At 63.6% G+C, this 21,763-nt stretch carries 18 protein-coding genes and 1 tRNA gene; 6 read left to right on the forward strand and 13 right to left on the reverse strand.

What is annotated here, in order from left to right:
* Positions 1–14: 14 nt before the first annotated feature.
* A complete protein-coding gene (locus AC5RVN_RS05550) occupies positions 15–2,156 on the reverse strand; it encodes an amylo-alpha-1,6-glucosidase (RefSeq protein ID WP_494137302.1) in 2,142 nt (713 codons plus the stop codon).
* Here AC5RVN_RS05550 and AC5RVN_RS05555 point away from each other — a divergent pair.
* On the forward strand, positions 2,155–2,658 hold the full coding sequence (locus AC5RVN_RS05555; RefSeq protein WP_494137303.1) for a hypothetical protein: 504 nt from the start codon (positions 2,155–2,157) through the stop codon (positions 2,656–2,658). The genes AC5RVN_RS05550 and AC5RVN_RS05555 overlap by 2 nt on opposite strands.
* On the opposite strand, the gene AC5RVN_RS05560 is transcribed toward AC5RVN_RS05555, so the two are convergent.
* The 3 genes from AC5RVN_RS05560 to AC5RVN_RS05570 are packed head-to-tail and all read right to left on the reverse strand — an operon-like array spanning position 2,655 to position 5,034.
* Positions 2,655–3,584, reverse strand: coding sequence for a sucrase ferredoxin (locus tag AC5RVN_RS05560; RefSeq protein ID WP_494137304.1), 930 nt, complete (start codon positions 3,582–3,584; stop codon positions 2,655–2,657). The two genes, AC5RVN_RS05555 and AC5RVN_RS05560, sit on opposite strands and share 4 nt — an antisense overlap.
* Positions 3,574–4,779, reverse strand: coding sequence for a cupin domain-containing protein (locus tag AC5RVN_RS05565; RefSeq protein WP_494137305.1), 1,206 nt, complete (start codon positions 4,777–4,779; stop codon positions 3,574–3,576). Before AC5RVN_RS05565 ends, AC5RVN_RS05560 begins: the two co-directional genes overlap by 11 nt.
* Before the next feature lie 3 nt (positions 4,780–4,782).
* Complete coding sequence (locus tag AC5RVN_RS05570; protein ID WP_494137306.1) at positions 4,783–5,034, reverse strand: BatC protein; 252 nt, start codon at positions 5,032–5,034, stop codon at positions 4,783–4,785.
* 1,260 nt (positions 5,035–6,294) lie between these two features.
* Between AC5RVN_RS05570 and AC5RVN_RS05575 the strand changes: the two genes are divergently transcribed.
* A complete protein-coding gene (locus tag AC5RVN_RS05575; protein WP_494137307.1) occupies positions 6,295–6,822 on the forward strand; it encodes an HAD domain-containing protein in 528 nt (175 codons plus the stop codon).
* Here AC5RVN_RS05575 and AC5RVN_RS05580 read toward each other — a convergent pair.
* From AC5RVN_RS05580 to AC5RVN_RS05595, 4 genes are all read right to left on the reverse strand, one after another.
* Positions 6,809–7,033, reverse strand: a complete 225-nt coding sequence (locus AC5RVN_RS05580; protein WP_494039547.1) for a helix-turn-helix domain-containing protein — start codon at positions 7,031–7,033, stop codon at positions 6,809–6,811. The genes AC5RVN_RS05575 and AC5RVN_RS05580 overlap by 14 nt on opposite strands.
* Positions 7,030–7,665, reverse strand: coding sequence for a hypothetical protein (locus tag AC5RVN_RS05585; protein WP_494137308.1), 636 nt, complete (start codon positions 7,663–7,665; stop codon positions 7,030–7,032). The genes AC5RVN_RS05580 and AC5RVN_RS05585 overlap by 4 nt, the downstream gene beginning before the upstream one ends.
* Positions 7,666–7,765: 100 nt before the next feature.
* Positions 7,766–8,074: a hypothetical protein gene (locus AC5RVN_RS05590; protein ID WP_494039545.1), complete on the reverse strand. Its 309-nt coding sequence runs from the start codon at positions 8,072–8,074 to the stop codon at positions 7,766–7,768.
* A 68-nt stretch (positions 8,075–8,142) separates the two neighbouring features.
* Positions 8,143–8,577 carry a DUF7793 family protein gene (locus AC5RVN_RS05595; protein ID WP_494137309.1) on the reverse strand — a complete coding sequence of 145 codons (435 nt, stop codon included), beginning with the start codon at positions 8,575–8,577 and terminating at the stop codon, positions 8,143–8,145.
* Positions 8,578–8,633: 56 nt separating this feature from the next.
* Here AC5RVN_RS05595 and AC5RVN_RS05600 point away from each other — a divergent pair, with 56 nt between their 5' ends.
* A complete protein-coding gene (locus tag AC5RVN_RS05600; protein WP_494137310.1) occupies positions 8,634–9,293 on the forward strand; it encodes a hypothetical protein in 660 nt (219 codons plus the stop codon).
* Positions 9,294–9,351: 58 nt separating this feature from the next.
* Here the strand turns inward: AC5RVN_RS05600 and AC5RVN_RS05605 are convergent, their stop codons facing one another.
* Complete coding sequence (locus AC5RVN_RS05605; RefSeq protein ID WP_494137311.1) at positions 9,352–10,014, reverse strand: maleylpyruvate isomerase family mycothiol-dependent enzyme; 663 nt, start codon at positions 10,012–10,014, stop codon at positions 9,352–9,354.
* A 296-nt stretch (positions 10,015–10,310) separates the two neighbouring features.
* Here AC5RVN_RS05605 and AC5RVN_RS05610 point away from each other — a divergent pair, with 296 nt between their 5' ends.
* Together AC5RVN_RS05610 and AC5RVN_RS05615 are read left to right on the forward strand one after the other, a co-directional pair.
* Entirely contained in the window at positions 10,311–10,880 is a 570-nt protein-coding gene (locus AC5RVN_RS05610; protein WP_494137312.1) for an RNA polymerase sigma factor, read from the forward strand.
* Positions 10,877–11,701: a hypothetical protein gene (locus AC5RVN_RS05615; protein ID WP_494137313.1), complete on the forward strand. Its 825-nt coding sequence runs from the start codon at positions 10,877–10,879 to the stop codon at positions 11,699–11,701. The genes AC5RVN_RS05610 and AC5RVN_RS05615 overlap by 4 nt, the downstream gene beginning before the upstream one ends.
* A gap of 1,228 nt (positions 11,702–12,929) precedes the next feature.
* On the opposite strand, the gene AC5RVN_RS05620 is transcribed toward AC5RVN_RS05615, so the two are convergent.
* A tRNA-Leu gene (locus AC5RVN_RS05620) sits at positions 12,930–13,011 on the reverse strand.
* Between the two features lie 202 nt (positions 13,012–13,213).
* On the opposite strand from AC5RVN_RS05620, the gene AC5RVN_RS05625 reads away from it, so the two are divergent.
* Complete coding sequence (locus tag AC5RVN_RS05625) at positions 13,214–13,819, forward strand: ANTAR domain-containing response regulator (RefSeq protein ID WP_163163231.1); 606 nt, start codon at positions 13,214–13,216, stop codon at positions 13,817–13,819.
* A gap of 102 nt (positions 13,820–13,921) precedes the next feature.
* Here the strand turns inward: AC5RVN_RS05625 and pyk are convergent, their stop codons facing one another.
* From pyk to gltB, 3 genes are all read right to left on the reverse strand, one after another.
* Positions 13,922–15,412: a pyruvate kinase gene (pyk, locus tag AC5RVN_RS05630; protein ID WP_494105579.1), complete on the reverse strand. Its 1,491-nt coding sequence runs from the start codon at positions 15,410–15,412 to the stop codon at positions 13,922–13,924.
* A gap of 64 nt (positions 15,413–15,476) precedes the next feature.
* Positions 15,477–16,934: a glutamate synthase subunit beta gene (locus AC5RVN_RS05635; protein WP_494039539.1), complete on the reverse strand. Its 1,458-nt coding sequence runs from the start codon at positions 16,932–16,934 to the stop codon at positions 15,477–15,479.
* Entirely contained in the window at positions 16,927–21,540 is a 4,614-nt protein-coding gene (gene gltB, locus AC5RVN_RS05640; protein WP_494039538.1) for a glutamate synthase large subunit, read from the reverse strand. Before gltB ends, AC5RVN_RS05635 begins: the two co-directional genes overlap by 8 nt.
* Positions 21,541–21,763 lie beyond the last annotated feature (223 nt).

The raw sequence follows: 21,763 nt of genomic DNA on the forward strand, positions 1-21,763 counted from the left end.
GCCGGCTGGGCGCTTTAGCCTTTGACGTCCAGTCCGGCCTGCGAAATAAGCTCGGTCAGCCACGGCCGGTGTTCATGGTGGAATGTGATGCCCTCGGGCAGGCCCTGCACCGACGGCCCCGAGTGGGTAATGTCAATGGTGATCCGGCTGCCGGCCAGTGGTGCGTTGGTAATGTGCAGGTCCCCGTAGGACTCCGGCAGTGCTGGATCCATCCAGAAGCCGCCCCGCGAAACGTGGGCGTCGTACCGCATCAGGCTGGTGATCAGCATGATGGGGGTGGTTGCCGCCCACGCCTGGGGTGAGCAGGCGGTGGGGTACGGCACCGGTTCAGCCACCTGTTCCCGGCTGAAACCGCAGAACAGTTCCGGGAGCCGCCCGTCGGAGTAGTCCGCCGCTTCAAGCAGGGCTGTAGCGATCCGTTGCGCTTCCTCCACGAATCCGTAGCGCATGAGGCCCGCCGCGGTGATCGCGTTGTCATGCGGCCAGACAGACCCGTTGTGGTAGCTTGCCGGGTTGTAGGCACCCATATCCGTGGCAAGGGTCCGGACGCCCCATCCACTGAACATCTCCGGTGACATCAGCCGCTCGGCCACCAGCGGTGCCTTGTCATCGTCAACTATGCCGTGCCACAGGCACTGGCCCATGTTTGAGGCACAGGCATCCACTTGGCGCTTCCTGCCGTCCAGCGCGACAGCGAAGTAGCCGCGTTCCGGCAGCCAGAACGCTTCGTTAAACTTCTTCTTCAGCGCCGCCGCCTCTTCGGTGAGCTGCGCCGCCAAAGGTGCGTCGCCGCCGTCGTACGCCATCCACGCCCGTGACAGCAGCGCGGAGTACACCATCGCCTGCACCTCACAAAGTGCTATGGGCGGCTCCGCGAGGGTGCCGTCGGCGAAGTTGATGCCGTCCCACGAGTCCTTCCAACCCTGGTTGAGAAGGCCCTGGTCGTTGAGGCGGGAGTACTCTACGAAGCCGTCTCCGTCCTTGTCGCCGTAGTTCCGGACCCAGTCCAGTGCGCGGTCCGCGTTGGGCAGGAGGGCTGCGATGGTGTCCTTCGCGAAGCCCCACCGGCTGATGGAGGCCAGGGTCATCACAAACTGGGGAGTGGCGTCCACGCTGCCGTAGTAGACCGACTTGCCGCCGAGAGCCAGCCCGGAGGACACCCCCAGCCGTACCTCGTGAAGGATCTTCCCGGGCTCCTCCTCACTCACCGGGTCCACCACCTTGCCCTGGCGGTCAGCCAGGGTCTGCAAGGTGCCAAGAGCCAGTGACGGGTCCACAGGAAGGGCCATTTCGGAAGCCCACAGCGAGTCACGCCCAAACAGCGTCATGAACCACGGTGCTCCCGCGGCCACCACAATCCGCTCCGGATGCGCAGGGTCCTCGATCCGAAGTGCGCCGAGGTCGTCGTAACTGCGCCGCAGGGTCCGCTCTATGGACCGGTTGGTCATCTGCAGCCTGGGAATCTTCGCGACCCACTCCTGGTGCCGCCGGTCGCTCGGTGAGATGCCATGCCGGACAGGGCGCGAAACGTTGTGCTGCCCGGCCGGTGCGACGCTCAGCCGCGTGCTCCAGTGGCCGTAGCCGGGTACCGTCGCTTGGTACGTGAGCGCGCCGGCGGTGGCTACGGCCCCGCGTCCCCGCACCAGGACAGCATTCCGCAGGTCCTGCCAGGCAGCGCTGATAATCAGGGAATCGCCGTCGGCTCCACGGACGACCTCCCAGCGCCGCTGGACCCTCGCCTCCTTTACCTCGAACAGGTCCGCGAAGTCCGAATCGACGCCGACGGAGATGTCACACTCCACCGGGTCTCCGGAGTAGTTGCGAATGGTGATTTCTTCAACCACGCCGGCAGCCACTTCCCGCAGGCGCTCCACGATCAGAGGGCTGTCCGCGTATCCGTCCCCGCGCGGAACGCGGCCGATGAAGAGTGCCCGGTAGGGTTCCTTCGTTTCCGCGGCCAGCGGCTCGAGCGGCTGGCCGTTCACCGTCATGCTCCACCCGGACAAAATCCGGGTGTCCTCGTGGAACACGCCGTGGGGAAGTTCCGGGTGGATGTCGCCATTGGCGGCCGAGATGCAGAAAGACGAGCCTTCCACCAGCGTTACCGTTCCCGCCCCCACAGGCCCCGCCGCTGTGTCTGCATTCCATCCAGCCATGACCGCTCCTCTGACGGCTGCAACCGTTCCCGGCGGAATAGACGTTACGCCTCAGGCAGGGCTGGTGAAAGGGGCGGTGCGCAGCAGCGGCAGGACGTCGTCGAGCACATCCTGGTCAACAGCCCTGGTACGCATCGACAATCTCCAGCAGGTGGAGGCCGTACAGCAGCCGCGCGTCGTCGACCAAGCATCGCAACGGCTCGAACACGTCGTTGGAACAAGGGATCCTCAGCCCACCCATCGCCGCCGACGAGCATTCCTGTGTCTAACAGCAGTCGGCTTGCCCGCCCTGCCACGGCGCGTGAATGCGGTTTACTGCTGCCGCGGCGGCCAGTTCTGCCGCCAGTCCCAAAGCGGCAGCTCGGCGGACTGTCCGCCAGCAATGCAGCGCGTCGGTGAAATCAATAAATTGGCGGTGCTCGACCCCCAGGTCCGCAGGATCGTTTGGAACCTTCGTCGGCTTGCCGATAAAGATACTGACTTCGGTAAACCCGTCCTTTAGACCGCGCGTATTGAAATGAGCTCGTAAACCATGGCCGAGCTCATCGCCGGTCCGCGGCAGGTCAGCCGGGATCGCGGGCCGCGGCGAGCACGCAGTTCGATGTCGATGCGCGCGGGGTGAGGAGGCGATCCGGTAATACGGATCCGCCAGTGATCACCGTTGCGGGAGGTCTCAACCACCTTGAAGTCATTCCGGCCGGCCGGGCCGAAACGACTGAGCGTGGCCGCCACAGCGGCCTGCTGTGCTGGGACGAGATCTGTGTACCCACGTAGATGCTCCGCATGGATACGGCCCGCGAGGTGTTCTTCGATCGTGGCGACGGATGAGTCCACGTCCAAATTTCCGTAGTAGACACCGTCAGGAGCAACCACTACGTTCGCTGCGAACCTGTCACCTCCTACATGCGAACATTCCCACACCAGCTCCGGCCACCGCTCACTCAGCACACGTCCAACGGGCCGTCCCCACACAGCACAGCATTGGTCATGTTGGCTGTGAGTGCAGACCAGGATGACAGGCGGATAGCCGAGCGTCCCGGGAAGGCTGAGGGCTCTGGCAACCTCCGCCAGATCGCCATCCTTGCCCCACGTTCCCCAGTGCTGACGATAGGCGCCCGAATCCTCATGCCGCAGTACTGCCCAATGGCTCTGACCCTCACGGCGGCGTGGGCCGGGCCGTCGCACCAGCAGCACCCGCGCCCGCGCCGCTTTCGCGGCGGAGAGCAAGAGTGCTTTGATCCCAGGCTCGAGATCAAGCCCCTCGAAGCCATTGAGCGGCCACCCGCCCCGGTACTCGATGAGGACCCAGACGAGGCCATGCGACCCTGTGCCTGCAATAGGATCACCGCGCAGGCGGGCGCCTTCAGAGCAGAAAAAGCGCTCTGTGGCCGCCACTGTGGCGAACTCGCTGTCTGTATCATTGTTCAACGGGAACGAGGACCCCCGCGCGCAACAGTCTTTTAACAAGCTCGACGCCGAGATCACCCGCGGTGTGAACCTCCCCGTCCAGCGCGCACATCACAGATGGCAGATCGGCCTCCGGGAAGTCCAGCCAACCCACGCGTGTGGACAGGCGCGGTCCCTCCAGCCGTGCTTCCAGTGCATCGCGAAGCCGCACCACCGACGTGGGGCTCAGGCTTTTGACAGCCGCGAGCTGGGCCAGCGGTCCCAGCGGCGCGGGACGTCCCTGTCCTCGCCGGGTGCGGTGGAACAGCGCAGTGGTATCAGCCTCGGCGAGGGCAGCCGCCAATCGGCCACGGACCATGTCGATCTCACCGTTTGGTCCGTGGACGCCCAACGGCAATGAACGGCGCATCTCAGGATCGTCGCACAGCGCTGCGAGTGCGGCCTGGGCGAGTTGTTCGGCCAATGCGTAGCGGGTCCAGCTGTGGATTCCAAGCGTGAGGTGGATGGAGACCTCGCCCTGCGCCTGCGCGGCATGCAACCAGCCCCGCGGCAGGTAGAGGACATCCCCCGGCTCAAGCACGGTGTCGATATACGCCTCGCCTTTGGCGGCCTCTGTCACGCTGGAGCGGCGATCGGTCCAGGGCTGATCACGCAACGGGTCCGTGTGAATCGGCTCATGGATGATCCAGCGCTTTGTCCCCTCGATCTGCAGGACGAAGACGTCGTGCACGTCGTAGTGAGCGTCGAACCCACGGTTCTGAGGCGGCGTGATGTAGGCATTGGCCTGCACCGGATGTCCAAGCTCCGTGCTTAGTCTGCTGCTGAGGTGGCTGACCGGCTCCCATGTGCGGTGCAGTGCCTGCAGTACGAGTGTGGCGCCGTCGGCGAATTTGCGCCAAAGCGCCGTGTCGTCGAGCTGGTCAGCGATGGTGGCGCCGACGCCGGCGGGTGAGGTGAATGACGAGTCGGGAAATGTAGAGCCGCCCTTGGCAACGCGGAGAAAAGGTGTGCGCAGTCCACGGCGAGAGACCAGTTCGTCGACGGCCTCAGCAGAGAACAGATCGGAGAAGTCGCCTGCGCCACGCGTGAGCAGCGCCGCGCGCCCCCAGACGTCGTCGGCGAACCTTTCACGCCCAATTTTGATCAGGTGTGTCTCCAGGACCCCGCCGCTTTCCAAGGCGTCGGGATCCTGGAAGTCCGTGCGGGTGGTGCTCAAAACTTAGATGCCCCGTTCCGCGGCTCCCCCATCGGCACCGCCGTCAGCACCGCCGTCAGCACCGCCGTCAGCACCGCCGTCGGCTCCGCCGTCAGCACCGCCGTCAGCTCCGCCGTCGGCACCACCATTGGCACCGCCGTCGGCACCACCATCGGCACCACCATCGGCACCACCGTCGTGCATGCCGGGGACGCCGTCCGCGCCACCGTCCGCGGGGCCTTCCTGCTGGTTTGGATCCTGCTCTGGACTGGTCATGCTTCCTCCCAAGAATCGAATCTAGAATCAGCTCCATTACTGGCGCCTGGTCACCCAACCGGGCGACCCCTCATCGGCACCGCCCGTGATCACCCTAACCGCACGGGCCAGCCCTGGGAACAACCCTTTTTATCACCCAGGTCCCGGCATCCTGGTACAACGATGGAATCGCCTTGGGCTCGTCATGGTCACAGCTGGCCACGTCATGTGAATATCCCCGGACGGAAGCGACGGGCGCACGGTTCAACCACGCAAAGTCAACACCTTCTTTTCGCCCCACACCCTCCCGGTCATGCTGTCTGCTCTTCGCATTCCGATGGATGAGTGGAAGCTGTGTATTGCTGCATCACCATGAACGGCAACAGCATCGGCTCGACCCTGCGAATCGATCTCCCCTGCCAGTCCGGCCAAGAACTCCCCTACGCACACACCGTCGCCCACTACCTGACCAGCGACACCAAGGCCACATCCATCATGGGTCCTGTCAGCTGGTGGTGCGATGTAGCGGGCCCTGCTACCTCGCCGGTTATGCGGAGATCCAGAACGTGATGCGCCGCGCACCTGGCCATGGACGCGCCGGGCGCCAGCGCCCATAGTTGAAGTGTGGAGACTCCTGATCCGGACACGAGGTCTTGCGGCAGCGCGCGGCTAGTGACTGGTTGAGCAATGCGGCCTCGAGGAACTTGTCACCTGGGAATCCTAGCGGGCGGAATGCTGTGCGGAGCGTGAAGGAAGAGGGCGGGACGAACCCATGAGTGAAGTCGTCGATAGGCTAATAGCCGCTCTGAACGCCCACGACCTCGAAGCGGCAGCGGCGCTGATGCACGACTGTTGCCCTCGGCCCTGGCATGGCGAGATGAAGTCGTCAGCGACCTGCGGGCGGCAGCATCCGCAGCCCACGAATGTCAGTTGAGAACGAACCTGGTCTCCGCTCTATGCCAACATTCACAACTACTGAGCCAGAGAATAAGTCCGGGTTTCATCATAGGATCCTTTATCAAGACGGGAGGAGTTACTCGTCGATGACTTTCGGAGCTCCTGTGAATCGCAGCGGTAAGTGGCCGCATTTCCGCAGCGGTACTTGTCACCTTTGCGTGTGTCGCAGTCGACAGAGCGGCTCGCCAACCGCAGGGCAGTAGGACTGTCTAACAGGGTTGAAACCCTTGCCGCCGGACTGCCCGGTGTAGGTGCAGCTTCGAGGGCAGACGGGGTGCGGTGTTGCCCCTACCGCTGTGCGGGGTGGACAGCTAGTGTCGGGCTATGAAGCCGATCATCCTGCTGGACATCGACGGTGTACTCAACCCGGAGAGCCGTCCGGGTCCCGGTGGACGCACGGAGCTGAAGTTAGCCTGCGGGAGGAAGGCCCTGGTTCAAAGGGTGGCCAGGTGTGGCCGGATCGCAGGGGTGTCGAGTTGGCCGGCGGATGCCACGGCCGGGCTGGAGCAACAGATCGAGCTGGACGTCGAACCGCTGCGGGTGACGCTGCTGGTGCGGCCCGGCGACGAGGCCGAACCGACGCCTAAGCTGAGGTCGGTGACCCGGTGGTTGGAGCGGATGGAGGCAGCCGGTGACGCTGCATGGGACTCGACGGTGTGGATTGATGACGTTCTCGGACCCGGCGCCAAGGACTGGGCGGCCGGGTATCAGGTGCCGATCCTGTTGCAGAAGCCAGCGCCCGATCAGGGGTTGATGGAAAAACATGTCATTGGTGTCGAGGCTTTTGTTGCAGCCCGCGGGGTTCGGGTACCCGCCCCCGGTAGAGCGGGCCTAATGCTCACTTCTGTGTGACGAGAAGGTCCCCCACTTCGCACTCCAGGGCGTTGCAGACTGCTGTCAGTGTGGAGAATCGGATGGCCTTCGCCCGGTCGTTCTTGAGGACCGAAAGGTTCACCAGGGTCACACCGACGCGCTTGCTCAGCTCCGTCAGTGTCATCCCTCTGGCCGCCAGGAGCTCATCAAGGCGGCAGTGGATTCCGGATTCTTCTACTCCTGCCGTCACACCAGGCCTTCGGTGTCGGCCTGCAGGCGGCGCCCGTAGCGGAAGGCAGCGGCCACGAGCGACAATGCCACCCCGGCAACCAGGGGTGTGAGGTTGATCTGGCCGGTGAAGATGACGGTCTCCTCTACTGCACGCTGGTTGACCCCGATGATTTCGGCCAGCCGGCCCCGGGCAGCCTGGTCAAGGTATTGCCCCACGGTACCGGCGGCCGCCAGGACGATGCCGCAGGCTCCGATGATTTCAGCCGTCGCCCGGGTGAAGAGGTTTTCCGTCCGCAGGCGGAGCGCGAGCAGGAACAGCAGTGCCAGGACGGACAGGATTCCTACAAGGTTCAGGGCGTCGGCCCAGGCCAGCAAAGCCGCCTCAGCGTCAGGCATCGACGGGATGGTCGCCTCGACTGAGGTGTAGTGGGCTACAGCGCCCAGGCGGAGGCCGGCGGGAGACTGCGACGCGGTGGACAGGGGAAGTGTCAGGGTTACCGGCCCAGCAAACGAACCGATGACCCCGGCAACAGCAATGATGGTCATGACGACTGCGGCCCCTGCGGAGGCAACCATGATGGCTGTTGCATCCCCCTTGGACATGACCCGCTTAGCGCCCCAGGCCAGCGGTTCGCTGCTTGTGTTCCTCATGAATCCCCCATATTTGTTATCGACTTTCGATAACCTTCCAAGCCAAACCTAGGGTGCAGCCGTCGTTCCGTCAACACCTCGGCTCGGCAGAATTTGTCGGTCAGGACTTACGCAGGAACCATGACCGGCCGCGCCGCAAGGCGGTGTGAAGACGGTCAACGGCGTGTCCTGCAGCGGCATAACCCACGTCTCTGAACGAGCCCATGCCGCCGCGATAAAGGGTGGGTCCCTGTGCTGATGCTTCTCGGAGACCACACCGATCGGAGACGCCGGCGAACAACTCATCGAGCCAGTCAGCGGTATGAGCTCGCTGCTCGTCCTGGCCCAACCTAGCGGCGGCGCGAACCTCGGCAATCGCGGAAACGATTTCAGTACGGACGGCATCGACGGTGTGGGGCTTACTGCTCATAGGGCAATAGTAAAGACGACACTCTCACAAGAGGGTTGGGGGATCGCCGCGCGGGGCTCGACTCCTCCTTATTGGTCGTGCTCGGGAAAGCTTTGCTCGACGTTATGTCCTGGCCGCTCGGACGCGTCAGGGGTCCCTGTTGACGCTGTCCAGTAATGGCGCCCGTTTTGCTGAGCGAGCCAGCGCAGTGCGCTTTCTTCATCGGTGAAGTACGCGGTGGGAGTCAGTGACTGCTTAGCGAAGGCTGCAAGAACGGTACCTACGGGGTGATCTCCCAGGAGCGCGATGATGGAAAAGCCCCGATAGGCATTCATGCCGGCTCTTGCCTCCGCGGCCAACCCTGTCACGCCCGCAATGTCCACGAGAAGCGGCAGATTCTGCCCGCCACCCAGCTTCTCCAATACACGAGCGGCCTGAACAGCGATCTCGTAGGTAATGAAGGTCCCGGGAGCCCAGTGAAGCCGCAATAGTCCACCATTGAAAGAAGCGGCAAATTTGTGCATAGGTTCTACTGTGGGTGTTCGCGCCCGTACCGTCAAAACTGCTATACGCATCTGACATGGGAAAACATGCCGATGCGGCTTCGAAGTACGGGGATCATAACCAGATAGGGATCCGCTTACGGGCATGCGCCCACGACGTGACATCATCAACCGACCGTGGTCCTGTCCGGCTGCAGATAACGGAGAAAAACTTCATGGCGAATACAGCGAAGATCGGCGGGCTCATTGTCCAGGTAGGCGGGCAATCGCGAACGAAACTTGTTCGGGTTCTGTCCGATGCGGGTGTCCAACTCGATGCTCATGCAGAGACGCTGCTGGCTCACTCCACGTTCGATAACCCGGCGGGCGAAACGCTACGAATTGTAGAGCGAACCGTAGAGCAGCTTGGTTTCGAAAATGGTGCCGTCCTGTCCCAGGTCTTCGCGGCTGCAAGGAATCATGGACTTGAACTCTACCCCTTGGTGGCCGGACCTTACCTCCGCTTGGCGCTGGTAAACCAAGCGAACTCACCGGACCCAGTCCTATCCGCAGGCCACGGACCGGCCGGAGCGATTCACATCGCGTCCGAGCCCGTGAGCGGTGACGTTGAGTACCCCAAGGGGTTCTACCTCCGCGTAATCGACGGACAGACATGGTTGAGGGGTTACTGCTGCGATGATACGTACGTGTGGACCCCGGAGCAGCGGCTCGCGTTCTTATTACTAAATAGTGAGTGACGCTTAGAGGATGGGTGACCGTTCTGCCATCTCGCCATATCGCTTCGGACAGTTCTCGTCATTGACCCGGTTCATGTGCAGCTGGTGTGGCTGCGGCGGCAAGGCGGGATGTCCCGCTGCCTTTGAGGCTCTCCGGGTTCACGGGGCGCCCGGAGACCGCTAGCAGCAAATCAAGTGGATCGGCTTCGACGTCGTCACCCTGGCCCCAGGCCGCCCCGGACCTCCGATTGATCAGTCGGAGTCCTGCGGCACGCTCGCGTCCTCCGCCAAAGGATACGGAGGTGCGCAGCTGGTAGGTGAGGGCCTGAACGACGGCACGTTCCGGGTAACTTCCAGCGATGCCCAAAGGCCGGCGAATGTCCTCACCGTGCACAATGGCCTCGACCAGGCGAGTTGCGAGGTTAGCCGGCGGCGTCCGTGTGAGGTTGGCGGCGTCCTTGAATGCGTTGATGGTGTCCTGCGGGTCCTGCCGTTTCTCTCGGGCGATGCCTCTGACGTTGGCGCGATCGAAGTCCATGCGTGCCATCAGGAGGTCACGGACGAATGAGAGCCGGCTGGTTCGAGCCGTGTCTACAAGGTGGGCCAGGACATCGTGGACATCCCAACCTGGGCAGAGGGAGGGCAAGAGCCATTGTTCGTCGGACAGGCCGGAGAGATCCGCGGCGAGCCGTCGCCTCTCAGAGTGGACGGCCTGCCAGACCACTGCTGCTGCCTTGCCCATGCGGTTCCTTCCCCGGAATCTCGTATTTGTTACTTCGGTTGTTGAAGTAGACACTACGGTCTAATCAATGACCGATATGTGGTTACTTGCCCCAGAGTGCCTGCTCGCTGTTGCTTATTGTCCGATAGGGCTGCCGGTTGTCTAACGGAGGCGCGTACCGACAGCTGGTCAGAAACGGTCATTATTGAGGCACACCTATGTGAGACCGAGTTGGACAATCCGCGCCCTGATAACCGATTGTCAGAAAGGTCGAGCTATTCGCGACACACATGGGCAGGTGGCGGACAGGTATAGGTATGAACCATTTATCGAGGGCCCCCGACAGGGCTGACGCCTTTCGGTTACTATACGAATCCTCATATAGCGAACTGCTCAAGTTCGTCCAGCGTCGAACGGACGCGGCTTATGCTGAGGACGTAGTGGCTGAGGCATTTCTTGTGGTCTGGAGGCGCTTCTCGGAAGCGCCAGCGGAAGAGTGTGACGCCCGGGCCTGGGTTTTCGGGATAGCACGGAATCTGTTGTTGAACGCACAGCGAGGAGACCAACGACGTCAGGCATTAGGCGTTCGGCTCGCTGAAACAACAGCAGTAGGCGGCAGCAACTCTCATGCCGATCTGGTCAGCAGCCGCATAGATGTGAGCCGCGCCTGGGCGCTTCTTTCTGAAGTACATCAAGAAGCTCTCGGACTCGCTGTCTTCGAGAACCTTGCCGCGCCGCAAGCGGCCAAAGTCCTCGGCATCTCACCTGTGGCTTTCCGCCTGAGATTGACCCGCGCCAGACGAGCCTTGCGGCTCCTCCTTGACCACCTCCCCCATCAGGCTTCCGAGATGTCGGCGGCAACACCCGAAAAGGCGTCAACACTATGAAAACCGATCAGCATCTCGACCCGCTTCTTCGCTCCCTCGATGCCGCAGCGCAAAGCCCGCTGCCAAACGCCGGCCGGGCTGAAGCCGACCTCACACGCATACTTAGCTCCCCGCCAGCTTCCACTGGTTCCAGCAGCAGTTCGGGGGTTAGCTACTGCCCGACCAGACCCAAGGTCAAGCGCTTGCGACGAGCCGTCTCTCTGGGAGGTCTGGCCGCTGCAGTCACCGCCGGTTTGCTCATCGTGCCGGCAATCTCAGGAGGTGACCCAGCCTTCGCGACATGGACAGCAGCACCCGGGACACTGATCGGCTTAGAACGCGACAATGCCGTCTCGGACTGCCGCGGATCTACCCAACGTGTAGGCGACGGAATGTACAGGACCGACCTTGCAGCAGCGGAAGTAGCCATTGCTGAGCGGCGCGGAGCCTGGGTGACAGTCATCCTCACCGGCGGTGACGGTTTCGAAGCGAGCTGCACCACCGACGCCACAGCATCCTGGTTCAACAAGGGGTCCTTCGGCACGGTTGGAAAACCAACGAATGCCACTACCCTGCCTGCCCGAGGTATCGCTGTTACTCAACTTGGGACCGGTACCAACGCGGACAACCACATCTCGATGGCGGCAGGTCGCGTAGGAACTGATGTCGCAGCGATGTCCTACACAAGCGCCGACGGCACAAAGGTGCTCGCAACCGTAGCGAAAGGTCACTTCGCCTTCTGGCTACCCGGAAACGAACTGCAAGATGCTTCGGATCACGGAGTGCCAGTTGAAGTAACGTTCAGCGATGGCTTGACTGAAAAGCGAAAAATCAACTTCTAAGTTGGTACGAGGTGCCCCGCCGGCTGGGGATATAGCCGTTGTACTTGCCACACCCAGTACAACGCGACGGAACCCACCCTCAGGCGACCCTGCGCCATCAAGTGGTGCCCAATATCGAGCCTGCACAGCATAGCCCGCATCATGACCATCCCTCTTCGAGAACGCGTCGCTCAACCCACCTCAATGATGTTCCTGAACCCTCCGACTAGATCCACGAGCGACCTGAAGAGGGTTGTTCATTAAAGGATCCTTTATCGAGACAGGAGAACCGACCTGTCTGCCGTCTGGAGCCCCTTGCTTCGCAGCGGTTCCAGAGAACGACGGCGTATAAACAACGTGTCTCACTTGGGACTATTTCAACTAAGGGAAAAGTGACCTTTGATGCCCCGGCGCGCCCCGCCATCGCCCTGCAAGACCTGGTTAGCAACAACGACACGGCCGGCCTGCTCGATGCCGCAGAGGTAAACCCCCTCGCGACACACCCAGAGGATGTTCCACCAAAACCTTAAGACTTGAACACATCTGGTTGAGCCTAATCTTCATTTGATCCATCAGGTCGTCGAGTATCAGAGCTGACCAATCGGCGGAACAGCACGGTGAAGTGCCAGGTTGGAGGGCGGCAGCACCGGGAGTAACTGCCCTCTGTCCAGACACTCAAGGTGCCAGTTAGCGGTCCACTCCTGTCCGTCCGCCATGGAGCGCTCCTCCCCCACGCTCTTGAACCCCAGGAGCCGGCTTCGCTGTTGTCCTTCTGGCTGCTGCTAGGCGGCTTTCCTGCGCTGTCAGGAGACCAGGCACCAACAGTGACCATTAAATTCGCTACGTCAGTCTTCCGCCCGGCTATCAAACAAAGCAGACGTAAGTGTGGACAGTGTCCACCTCCTTTGGCAGACAAACCGAGCTCATACGGCTCCCGGGCATGTTCGGGGAGCCCTCCAAGACGATGCGCCCCCAACTCGACGAAGTCATGTTGTGACCGCAAAGCCCGAGCCATGAATACGTGTTGGCCACACCCGACCAACCCGATATACCGGAACGAGAAACCGCATGAACTCAACCCCAGCATGCGGAAGACCCACTAGCCAGGGTCTTCATCCCGCCACGCACGCACCTGAATAGGCCACCGCGGCGGCCAGGCTACAACCCGCACACCTAGCGTCAAAGGGACGCCACCACAAGCCAGGTACACACGTTAAAGCAAAAACCCCTCTGACGAGGGGATATGCCGTGCCCGAGGTGGGACTCGAACCCACACACCTTTCGATACCGCATTTTGAGTGCGGCGCGTCTGCCAATTCCGCCACTCGGGCGCGGAATACATGAAGTAAAACGGTACGCCCACAGCTGATTGTGAGCAACGCGATCGCTTCACGTACGCGGAATTACTCTACATGCAGATAGGCTGAATTCCAGAATCGCGCCGCCGTCGCCGCAACTGACCATGCAGATCAAGTACGGGACCGGGCGCACCTAAGATAGTGGTGTCCCGCCGTACCTTTCCAAGGAGATCCCGTGACTGAACAGACGGAGTCAAAACCCACGTCCCAGCCGGCGCGCCGCGTCGTTGTGGCCGAGGATGAAACCCTCATCCGCCTCGACATCATCGAAATCCTGCGCGGCGAAGGCTATGACGTCATCGGCGAAGCGGACAACGGCGAAAAGGCTGTCCAGCTTGCCGAGGAACTGAAGCCGGACCTGGTCCTGATGGACGTCAAGATGCCCGTCATGGACGGTATCTCAGCAGCGGAAAAGATCGTCAAGGCCCGCATCGCCCCCGTGGTCCTGCTGACCGCCTTCAGCCAGAAGGAACTGGTGGAGCGGGCCCGCGACGCCGGGGCCATGGCTTACGTCGTGAAGCCCTTCACCCCTGCCGACCTTATCCCGGCACTCGAAATCGCACTCTCCCGCCACGAGGAGATCAAGGCACTCGAAAGCGAAGTCTCCGACCTCCAGGAGCAGTTCGCCACCCGCAAGCTCGTGGAGCGCGCCAAGAGCCTGCTCACCACCAAGATGGGCCTCACCGAACCCGAAGCCTTCCGCTGGATCCAGAAAACCTCCATGGACCGCCGCCTCAGCATGCGCGAGGTCGCCGAAACCATCATCAACCAGGTCAACTAGCAGCCAAAAGGTTGGGCCTTTTGGTTCCAGCAGGCCCAACCAACGAAGCCAGCGAAAAGGACCCCTGCCAACCGGCAGGGGTCCTTTTCGCTGCTCGAAAGCCTAGGCCTTCTTTTTCTTTTCCGGCCAGGGGCCGAGCTTTTCCTTGTTGCTGACCGCTTCACCAACACGGGCGGTGTCAGCGAGGTCGCCCACCTTGTGCACCTTCAGCGAGTTGGTGGAGCCGGCTTTTCCGGGAGGGGAACCGGCGGCGATGACCACCAGGTCGCCATCTTCGACGAGTTCCATCTCCAGAAGGCTGCGGTCCACCTGCGCGGTCATCTCATCCGTGTGGTCCACCATCTGGACCAGCACCGGCTGAATCCCCCAGGTCAGCGCGAGCTGGTTCCAGACCTGCTCCACCGGAGTGAACGCGAAGACCGGCTTGATGGGGCGCAGGCGGGAGAGGCGGCGGGCGGAGTCGCCGGACTGGGTGAACGCACAGATGTACTTGGCGTCCAGCTGGTCGGCGATTTCGACGGCGGCACGGGTGATTGCACCGCCGCGGGTCTTGGGCTTCGTCCCCAGCGGGGGTACGCGCTCAAGGCCGTGGACCTCGGTGGACTCGATGATCCGGGCCATCACCTTGACGGTCTCAATCGGGTACTTGCCCACGCTGGTCTCACCCGAGAGCATGACGGCGTCGGCACCATCCAGGACGGCGTTGGCGCAGTCGGAGGCCTCGGCCCGGGTGGGGCGGGGGTTGTCGATCATGGATTCCAGGACCTGGGTTGCCACGATGACCGGCTTGGCCCAGCGGCGGGCCAGTTCGATGGCACGCTTCTGGACGATCGGCACTTCCTCCAGCGGCAGTTCCACGCCCAGGTCGCCACGGGCCACCATGATGGCATCGAACGCGTCGATGATCTCCGAAAGCTGCTCCACGGCCTGGGGCTTTTCGATCTTGGCGATGACCGGCACGCGGCGGCCTTCTTCGTCCATGATCTCGTGCACCCGGGTGATGTCTGAGGCGTCACGCACGAAGGAAAGGGCAACCAGGTCAACACCGCGGCGCATGGCCCAGCGGAGGTCGTCCTCATCCTTTTCGCTCAGGGCGGGGACGTTGACGGCAACGCCGGGCAGGTTAATGCCCTTGTTGTTGGACACCATGCCGCCCACTGTCACCTCGGCAACAACCTTGACGTCGTCAACGGCTGTGGCACGCAGCGCCACCTTGCCGTCGTCGATCAGCAGGGCATCGCCCACGTTCACGTCCTCGGTGAGGCTCTTCAGCGTGGTGGAGCAGATGTCCTTGGTGCCGGGAACGTCCTCCGTGGTGATGGTGAAGGTGTCGCCGACGGCCAGGGCGTGCGGGCCGTCAACGAACCGGCCCAAACGGATCTTGGGCCCCTGCAGGTCGGCCATGATGGCCACCGCCTTGCCGAGATCGGCGGCAGCCTTCCGGACGTTCTCGTAGGTGTTGTCGTGCACGGTGTAGTCACCGTGGCTCATGTTCATGCGGGCGACGTCAACGCCGGCCTCCAGCACCGCGAGCGTGTTTTCGTAGCTGGCAATTGCCGGGCCGAACGTAGCCACAATTTTTGCGCGTCTCATATACCTACCCTATTGGTCACTTGCATTGGTTAAGTCGTCGTGGAGGTGAACCCTTGATGCTGCGCTAGAGGACGGCGATGGCCCTGTCGGTTGGCGCCACGGGAGCCGGCAGGATGGTGCTGCCCATCAGGAACTTGTCCACTGCCGCTGCGGCGGCGCGTCCTTCGGCGATGGCCCAGACGATCAGTGACTGGCCGCGCCCGGCGTCGCCGGCCACGAATACGCCTTCGGTGTTGGTCATGTAGTAGCCGTCGCGGGACACGTTGCCGCGGCCGTCGAATTCAGCCTTCACCTGTTCGGTGATGCCGGCAGGCTCAGCACCGGTGAACCCGAGGGACAGGAAGACCAGGTCCGCGGGAATGATCCGCTCCGTGCCGGCCTTGGGTAGGCGCTTGCCGTCAACAAACTCCGTCTCGGCCACCTTGACGCCGGTCAGCTGGCCGTTTTCGCCAACGAACTCAACCGTGGAGGCGAGGTAGGTGCGTTCGCCGCCTTCCTCGTGGGCGCTGGCCACCTCGAACAGCGTGGGGAACGTTGGCCACGGCTGGTGGCCCGCGCGTTCAGCAGGGGGCTGCTTGCCGATGGCAAGGGTGGTCACCGAAGCAGCACCGTGGCGGTGGGCGGTGCCGAGGCAGTCTGCTCCGGTGTCGCCGCCGCCGAGGATCACCACGTGCTTGCCCTGGGCGTGAATCTGGTTTTCCACCGTCTCCCCCGCTACTACACGGTTTGCCGGCACCAGGTAGTCCATCGCGAAGTGGACGCCCTCGAGGTCCCGGCCCGGGATGGGCAGGTCACGGGGCACAGTAGCGCCGGTGCAAACCACGACGGCGTCGTAGCGCCTGCGCAGCTGCTCCCAGGTCACGTCCGTCCCCACCGTTACACCGGTGCGGAAACGGGTTCCTTCCGCCTTCATCTGCTCGACGCGGCGGTCCACCTGCTCTTTTTCCATCTTGAAGTCAGGGATGCCGTAGCGCAGCAGGCCGCCGATTTTCTCGTCCCGCTCGTACACGGCCACGGTGTGGCCCACGCGCGTCAGCTGCTGAGCGACCGCAAGGCCGGCAGGTCCGGAGCCGACGACGGCAACGGTCTTTCCGGTCAGGCGTGCCGGCGGCAGCGGGCTGACCCAGCCGTTGTCCCAGGCCTCATCGATGATGGAAACTTCCACCTGCTTGATGGTTACTGCAGGCTGGTTGATGCCCAGCACGCAGGACGCCTCGCACGGGGCGGGGCACAGCCGGCCGGTGAACTCCGGGAAGTTGTTCGTGGCGTGGAGCCGCTCGATGGCTTCCTCGCCCTTGTCCCGCCACATGAGGTCGTTCCACTCGGGAATGAGGTTGCCCAGCGGGCAGCCCTGGTGGCAGAACGGGACGCCGCAGTCCATGCAGCGGCCGGCCTGGGCCTTCAGGGTGCCCTTTTCCTGCGCCTCGTATACTTCCTTCCAGTCCATGATGCGGACGGGAACGGGACGCCGGGGCTGGGTTTCACGCTGGCGTACTTTCAGAAATCCGCGTGGATCAGCCACCGGTTACCTCCAGGATTCGGGACCACACTTCTTCGCCGTCGGGGTCCAGGCCCTCTTCAATGGCGTTGAGGCGGGTTTGCAGCACAGCCGCGTAATCGCGCGGCAGCACCTTGGTGATGCGGGCAGCGGTGTCATCGAAATTCTCGAGGAGCCGCGCAGCCAGCTGGGAGTCTGTTTCTTCAACGTGCTTGACCAGGAGGCCGTGCACAATGTCGCGGTCCTCGGCGTCCAGCCCGCGGAGCTGGAGTTCGCCGGACTGCAGCGCGTCCTTGTTGACCCGGGCAGTGTCCAGGTCAAGGACGTAGGCGGTGCCGCCGGACATGCCGGCGCCGAAGTTGCGCCCGGTGCGGCCGATGATCAGCGTCTGGCCGCCGGTCATGTACTCGCAGCCGTGGTCACCGATGCCTTCGACGACGGCGGTGGCACCTGAGTTGCGGACCAGGAAGCGTTCGCCCACCTGGCCCCGCAGGAACATTTCACCGCTCGTGGCGCCGTACCCGATCACGTTGCCGGCGATGACGTTGGTCTCCGCCTTGAACACATTGGTACGGTCCGGCCGGACGATGATGCGTCCGCCGGACAGGCCCTTGCCCACGTAGTCGTTGGAGTCACCGAACAGCCGCAGCGTGATGCCTGCGGGCAGGAAGGCGCCCAGGGACTGGCCGGCGGTGCCGCTGAGGGTGACATCGATGGTGTCCGTGGCCAGGACGTCCGTGCTGAAGGTCTTGGTGACCATGTGGCCCAGCATGGTGCCCACGGAGCGGTCAGTGTTGATCACGTCCACCGAGATCTTCACCGGGCTGCGGTCCGTCAGGGCTTCCGTGGCCATGGTGATCAGCCGCTGGTCGAAGTGCTTGTCCAGCTCATGGTTCTGGCCGGTCATGTTCCGCAGCGGGGCGTCGTCGTCGAACTCCAGCCCGTGCAGGATCGGATCCAGGTCCAGGCCGTCGGCCTTCCAGTGGTTGACGGCTTCGCGGGTGTCCAGGACCTCGGCGTGGCCGATGGCCTCTTCGAGGCTGCGGAAGCCCAGCTCTGCCAGGATTTCGCGGACTTCCTCGGCGAGGAACTCGAAGAAGTTGACCACGAATTCGGGCTTGCCGCTGAAGCGTGCCCGCAGTTCCGGGTTCTGGGTGGCCACGCCCACGGGGCAGGTGTCCAGGTGGCAGACGCGCATCATGATGCAGCCCTCCACCACGAGCGGGGCGGTGGCGAAGCCGAACTCCTCGCCGCCCAGCAAAGCGGCGATCACAACGTCGCGGCCGGTCTTGAGCTGGCCGTCCACCTGCACCACCACGCGGTCGCGCAGGCCGTTAAGCATCAGCGTCTGCTGCGTCTCGGCCAGGCCGAGCTCCCACGGGACACCGGCGTGCTTGAGCGAGTTCAGCGGCGAGGCGCCCGTTCCGCCGTCGTGGCCGGAGACGAGTACGACGTCGGCCTTCGCCTTGGTCACGCCGGACGCCACGGTGCCGATCCCCACTTCCGACACGAGCTTGACGTGTACCCGGGCCGAGGGGTTGGCGCGCTTGGCATCGTAAATGAGCTGGGCGAGGTCCTCGATGGAGTAGATGTCGTGGTGCGGGGGCGGGGAGATCAGCCCGACGCCGGGTGTTGAGTGGCGGGTGCGGGCCACCCACGGGTAGACCTTCTGCGCCATCAGCTGGCCGCCTTCGCCGGGCTTGGCACCCTGCGCCATCTTGATCTGGATGTCATCGGCGTTGGTCAGGTACAGGCTGGTGACGCCGAAGCGGCCGGAAGCGATCTGTTTGACCGCGGAACGGCGCTTGGGATCGAGCAGGCGCTCCACGTCCTCCCCGCCCTCACCCGTGTTGGACTTGCCGCCCAGCTGGTTCATGGCGATGGCCAGCGTCTCGTGGGCCTCCTGGGAGATGGAGCCGTAGCTCATGGCACCCGTGGAGAACCGCTTGACGATGCTGGAGACCGGCTCCACTTCCTCGAGGGGAACGGCAGGACGCTCGTTCTTGAACTTGAGCAGGCCGCGGAGGGTCATCAGGTTGGTGGACTGATCGTCAACTCCCCTGGTGTAGGCCTTGAAGATGTCGTAGCGGCGCTCACGCGTGGCGTGCTGCAGCCGGAAGACGGTCTCCGGGTTGAACAGGTGGGGCTCGCCGTCGCGGCGCCACTGGTACTCGCCGCCGCCCAGCAGCGGACGGTGCGGCTGCTCGATGCCGCCCTCGGGGTACGCCATCTGGTGGCGCGCCGAGACCTCCGCGGCAATAACGTCCAGGCCCACACCGCCGAGCTGCGAGTGCGTGCCGGCGAAGAATTCGTCCACCAGCTCCTGGCCCAGGCCGAGTGCTTCGAACGTCTGGGCGCCGGTGTAGGACGCGACCGTAGAGATGCCCATCTTGGACATGATCTTCAGGACGCCCTTGCCCAGGCCCTTGATCAGGTTGTAGACGCCGTCCTGCGGGGTGACGCCGGTGACGTCGCCGGCAGCAATCAGCTGCTCCACGGATTCCATGGCCAGGTAAGGGTTGACAGCGGAGGCGCCGTAGCCGATCAGGACCGCCACGTGGTGCGTCTCGCGGACGTCGCCCGCCTCGACCACCAGGGCGGTCTTGGTGCGGTTGGCGCTGCGCAGCAGGTGGTGGTGTACGGCACTGACCAGCAGCAGGGACGGGATGGGCGCCCACTGCGCATTGGAGTCACGGTCGGAGAGCACGATGTACTGGACACCGCGGTTGATGGCGCCGGAGACCTGCTCGCAGATTTCGGTGAGCCGGGCGCGGAGGGCGTTCTCGCCGCCTTCGGGGCGGTAAAGCCCGCGGACCTTCATGGCTACGCGGAAGCCTTCGGCGTCCTCCATGTTGGCAATCTTGGCGAGCTGGTCGTTGTTGATCACCGGGAACGGCAGCTGGATCTGGGGCTGGCGGACCTGCTTGGTGTCCAGGAGGTTGCCGTTGGGGCCGATGGCACAGGTCAACGAGGTGACCAGTTCTTCGCGGATGGCGTCCAGCGGCGGGTTGGTGACCTGCGCGAAGGACTGAACGAAGTAGTCAAAGAGCAGGCGCGGGCGCTTGGACAGCACGGCAACCGGGGTGTCCGATCCCATGGCGCCCAGCGGCTCAGCGCCGGTGCGGGCCATCGGGCCGAGCAGGATCTTCAGCTCTTCGGTGGTGTACCCGAAGGTGCGCTGGCGGATGTTCACGGACGCGGCCGTGTGGACCACGTGCTCGCGCTCGGGAAGGTCGTTGAGGTCGATCAGGTTGTCCTTGACCCATTCCGCCCACGGGTTGGCGGCAGCGACTTCGGCCTTGACCTCTTCGTCGTCGATGATGCGGCCGGACCCGGTGTCCACCAGGAACATCTTGCCCGGGGACACCCGGCCCTTCTTGACCACCTTGGAGGGCTCGACGTCGATGACGCCCACCTCGGAGGCGAAGACGATCAGGCCGTCCTCGGTGATCCAGTAGCGGCCGGGGCGCAGGCCATTGCGGTCCAGGGTGGCGCCGACGAGGTTGCCGTCGGTGAAGGACACAGCCGCCGGACCGTCCCAAGGCTCCATCAGCAGCGAGTGGTACTCGTAGAACGCACGCCGTGCCGGGTCCATGGTGGCGTGGTTTTCCCACGCCTCGGGGATCATCATCATGATCGAGTGCGTGATGGGGCGGCCGGAAAGCCACAGCAGCTCGGCCACCTCATCGAAGGACGCGGAGTCGGAGGCCCCGGGGGTGCAGATGGGGTACAGCTCTTCCGGCGAGTCCCCCAGCAGCGGGTTGGCGAGCTGGGACTGGCGGGCGCGCATCCAGTTCCGGTTGCCCTTGACGGTGTTGATCTCACCGTTGTGGGCGATGGTGCGGAACGGCTGGGCCAGAGGCCAGGACGGGAAGGTGTTGGTGGAGAAGCGCGAGTGGACGATCGCGAGCTTGGTCTTGAAGCGCTTGTCCGAGAGGTCCGGGTAGAACGGCTCGAGCTGGGCGGTGGTGAGCATGCCCTTGTACACGATGGTCCGGGAGGACAGGGACGGGAAGTACACGCCGAACTTGTTCTGCGCGCGCTTGCGGATCCGCCAGGCGCGGGAGTCCAGCTCGTTGCGGTCCAGTTCTTCGCCGGTGGCGGACGCCAGGAAGGGCTGGGAGAAGTAGGGCATGCAGGCGCGTGCCATGGCACCGACGAGGTCGGCGACGATGGGCACCTCACGCCAGCCGAGGACCTTGAGGCCCTCGTCAGCGGCGAGGCCCTCGATGCCTGCCTTGGCGGCGTCGGCCTCCCGCTGTTCGGCGGGGAGGAAAGCGGTACCGGCCACGTACTGGCCGGGGGCGGGAAGTTCGAACTCGGTGACCGCGCGGAAGAACTCATCCGGGATCTGCATCAGGAGCCCGGCACCGTCACCGGTGCCTTCGTCCGCGCCCACGGCACCACGGTGTTCGAGGTTGCGCAGGGCGGTGAGGGCGGCGTCCACGATGTCATAGCCGGGCTCGCCGCGAAGGGTGGCGATGATCGCAAGACCGCAGGCGTCCTTCTCCTGCTCCGGGTTGTACAGCCCGCTTGCCTCCGGGAGGGCTGCGAAACGCTTGAACGGCGACATGGCAGCCTCCGGCTGATCCGGTTCAGACCAGCTGGGAGTGTGAAGAGTTTGGGTCATGGGAGACGTCCTTCCTCCTGATCGTGCGTATGGAAGGGACAACGTTGGCCCCACTCGTGCGGCGCCGCGGTTATGGGCACAACAAAGTGTTGATTACTGGAAATTGTAGGTCAGCGTGGCCTGCTGAACTAACAGTTAAGCAGGCCCCTGCCCCGGGCAACACCGGACAGCAGCTCTATGCTGTCCAGGGTGGCCCCGCTGCCACGACGCTGTGGTGATTAGG

It is taken from the genome of Arthrobacter sp. sptzw32, assembly GCF_059089735.1.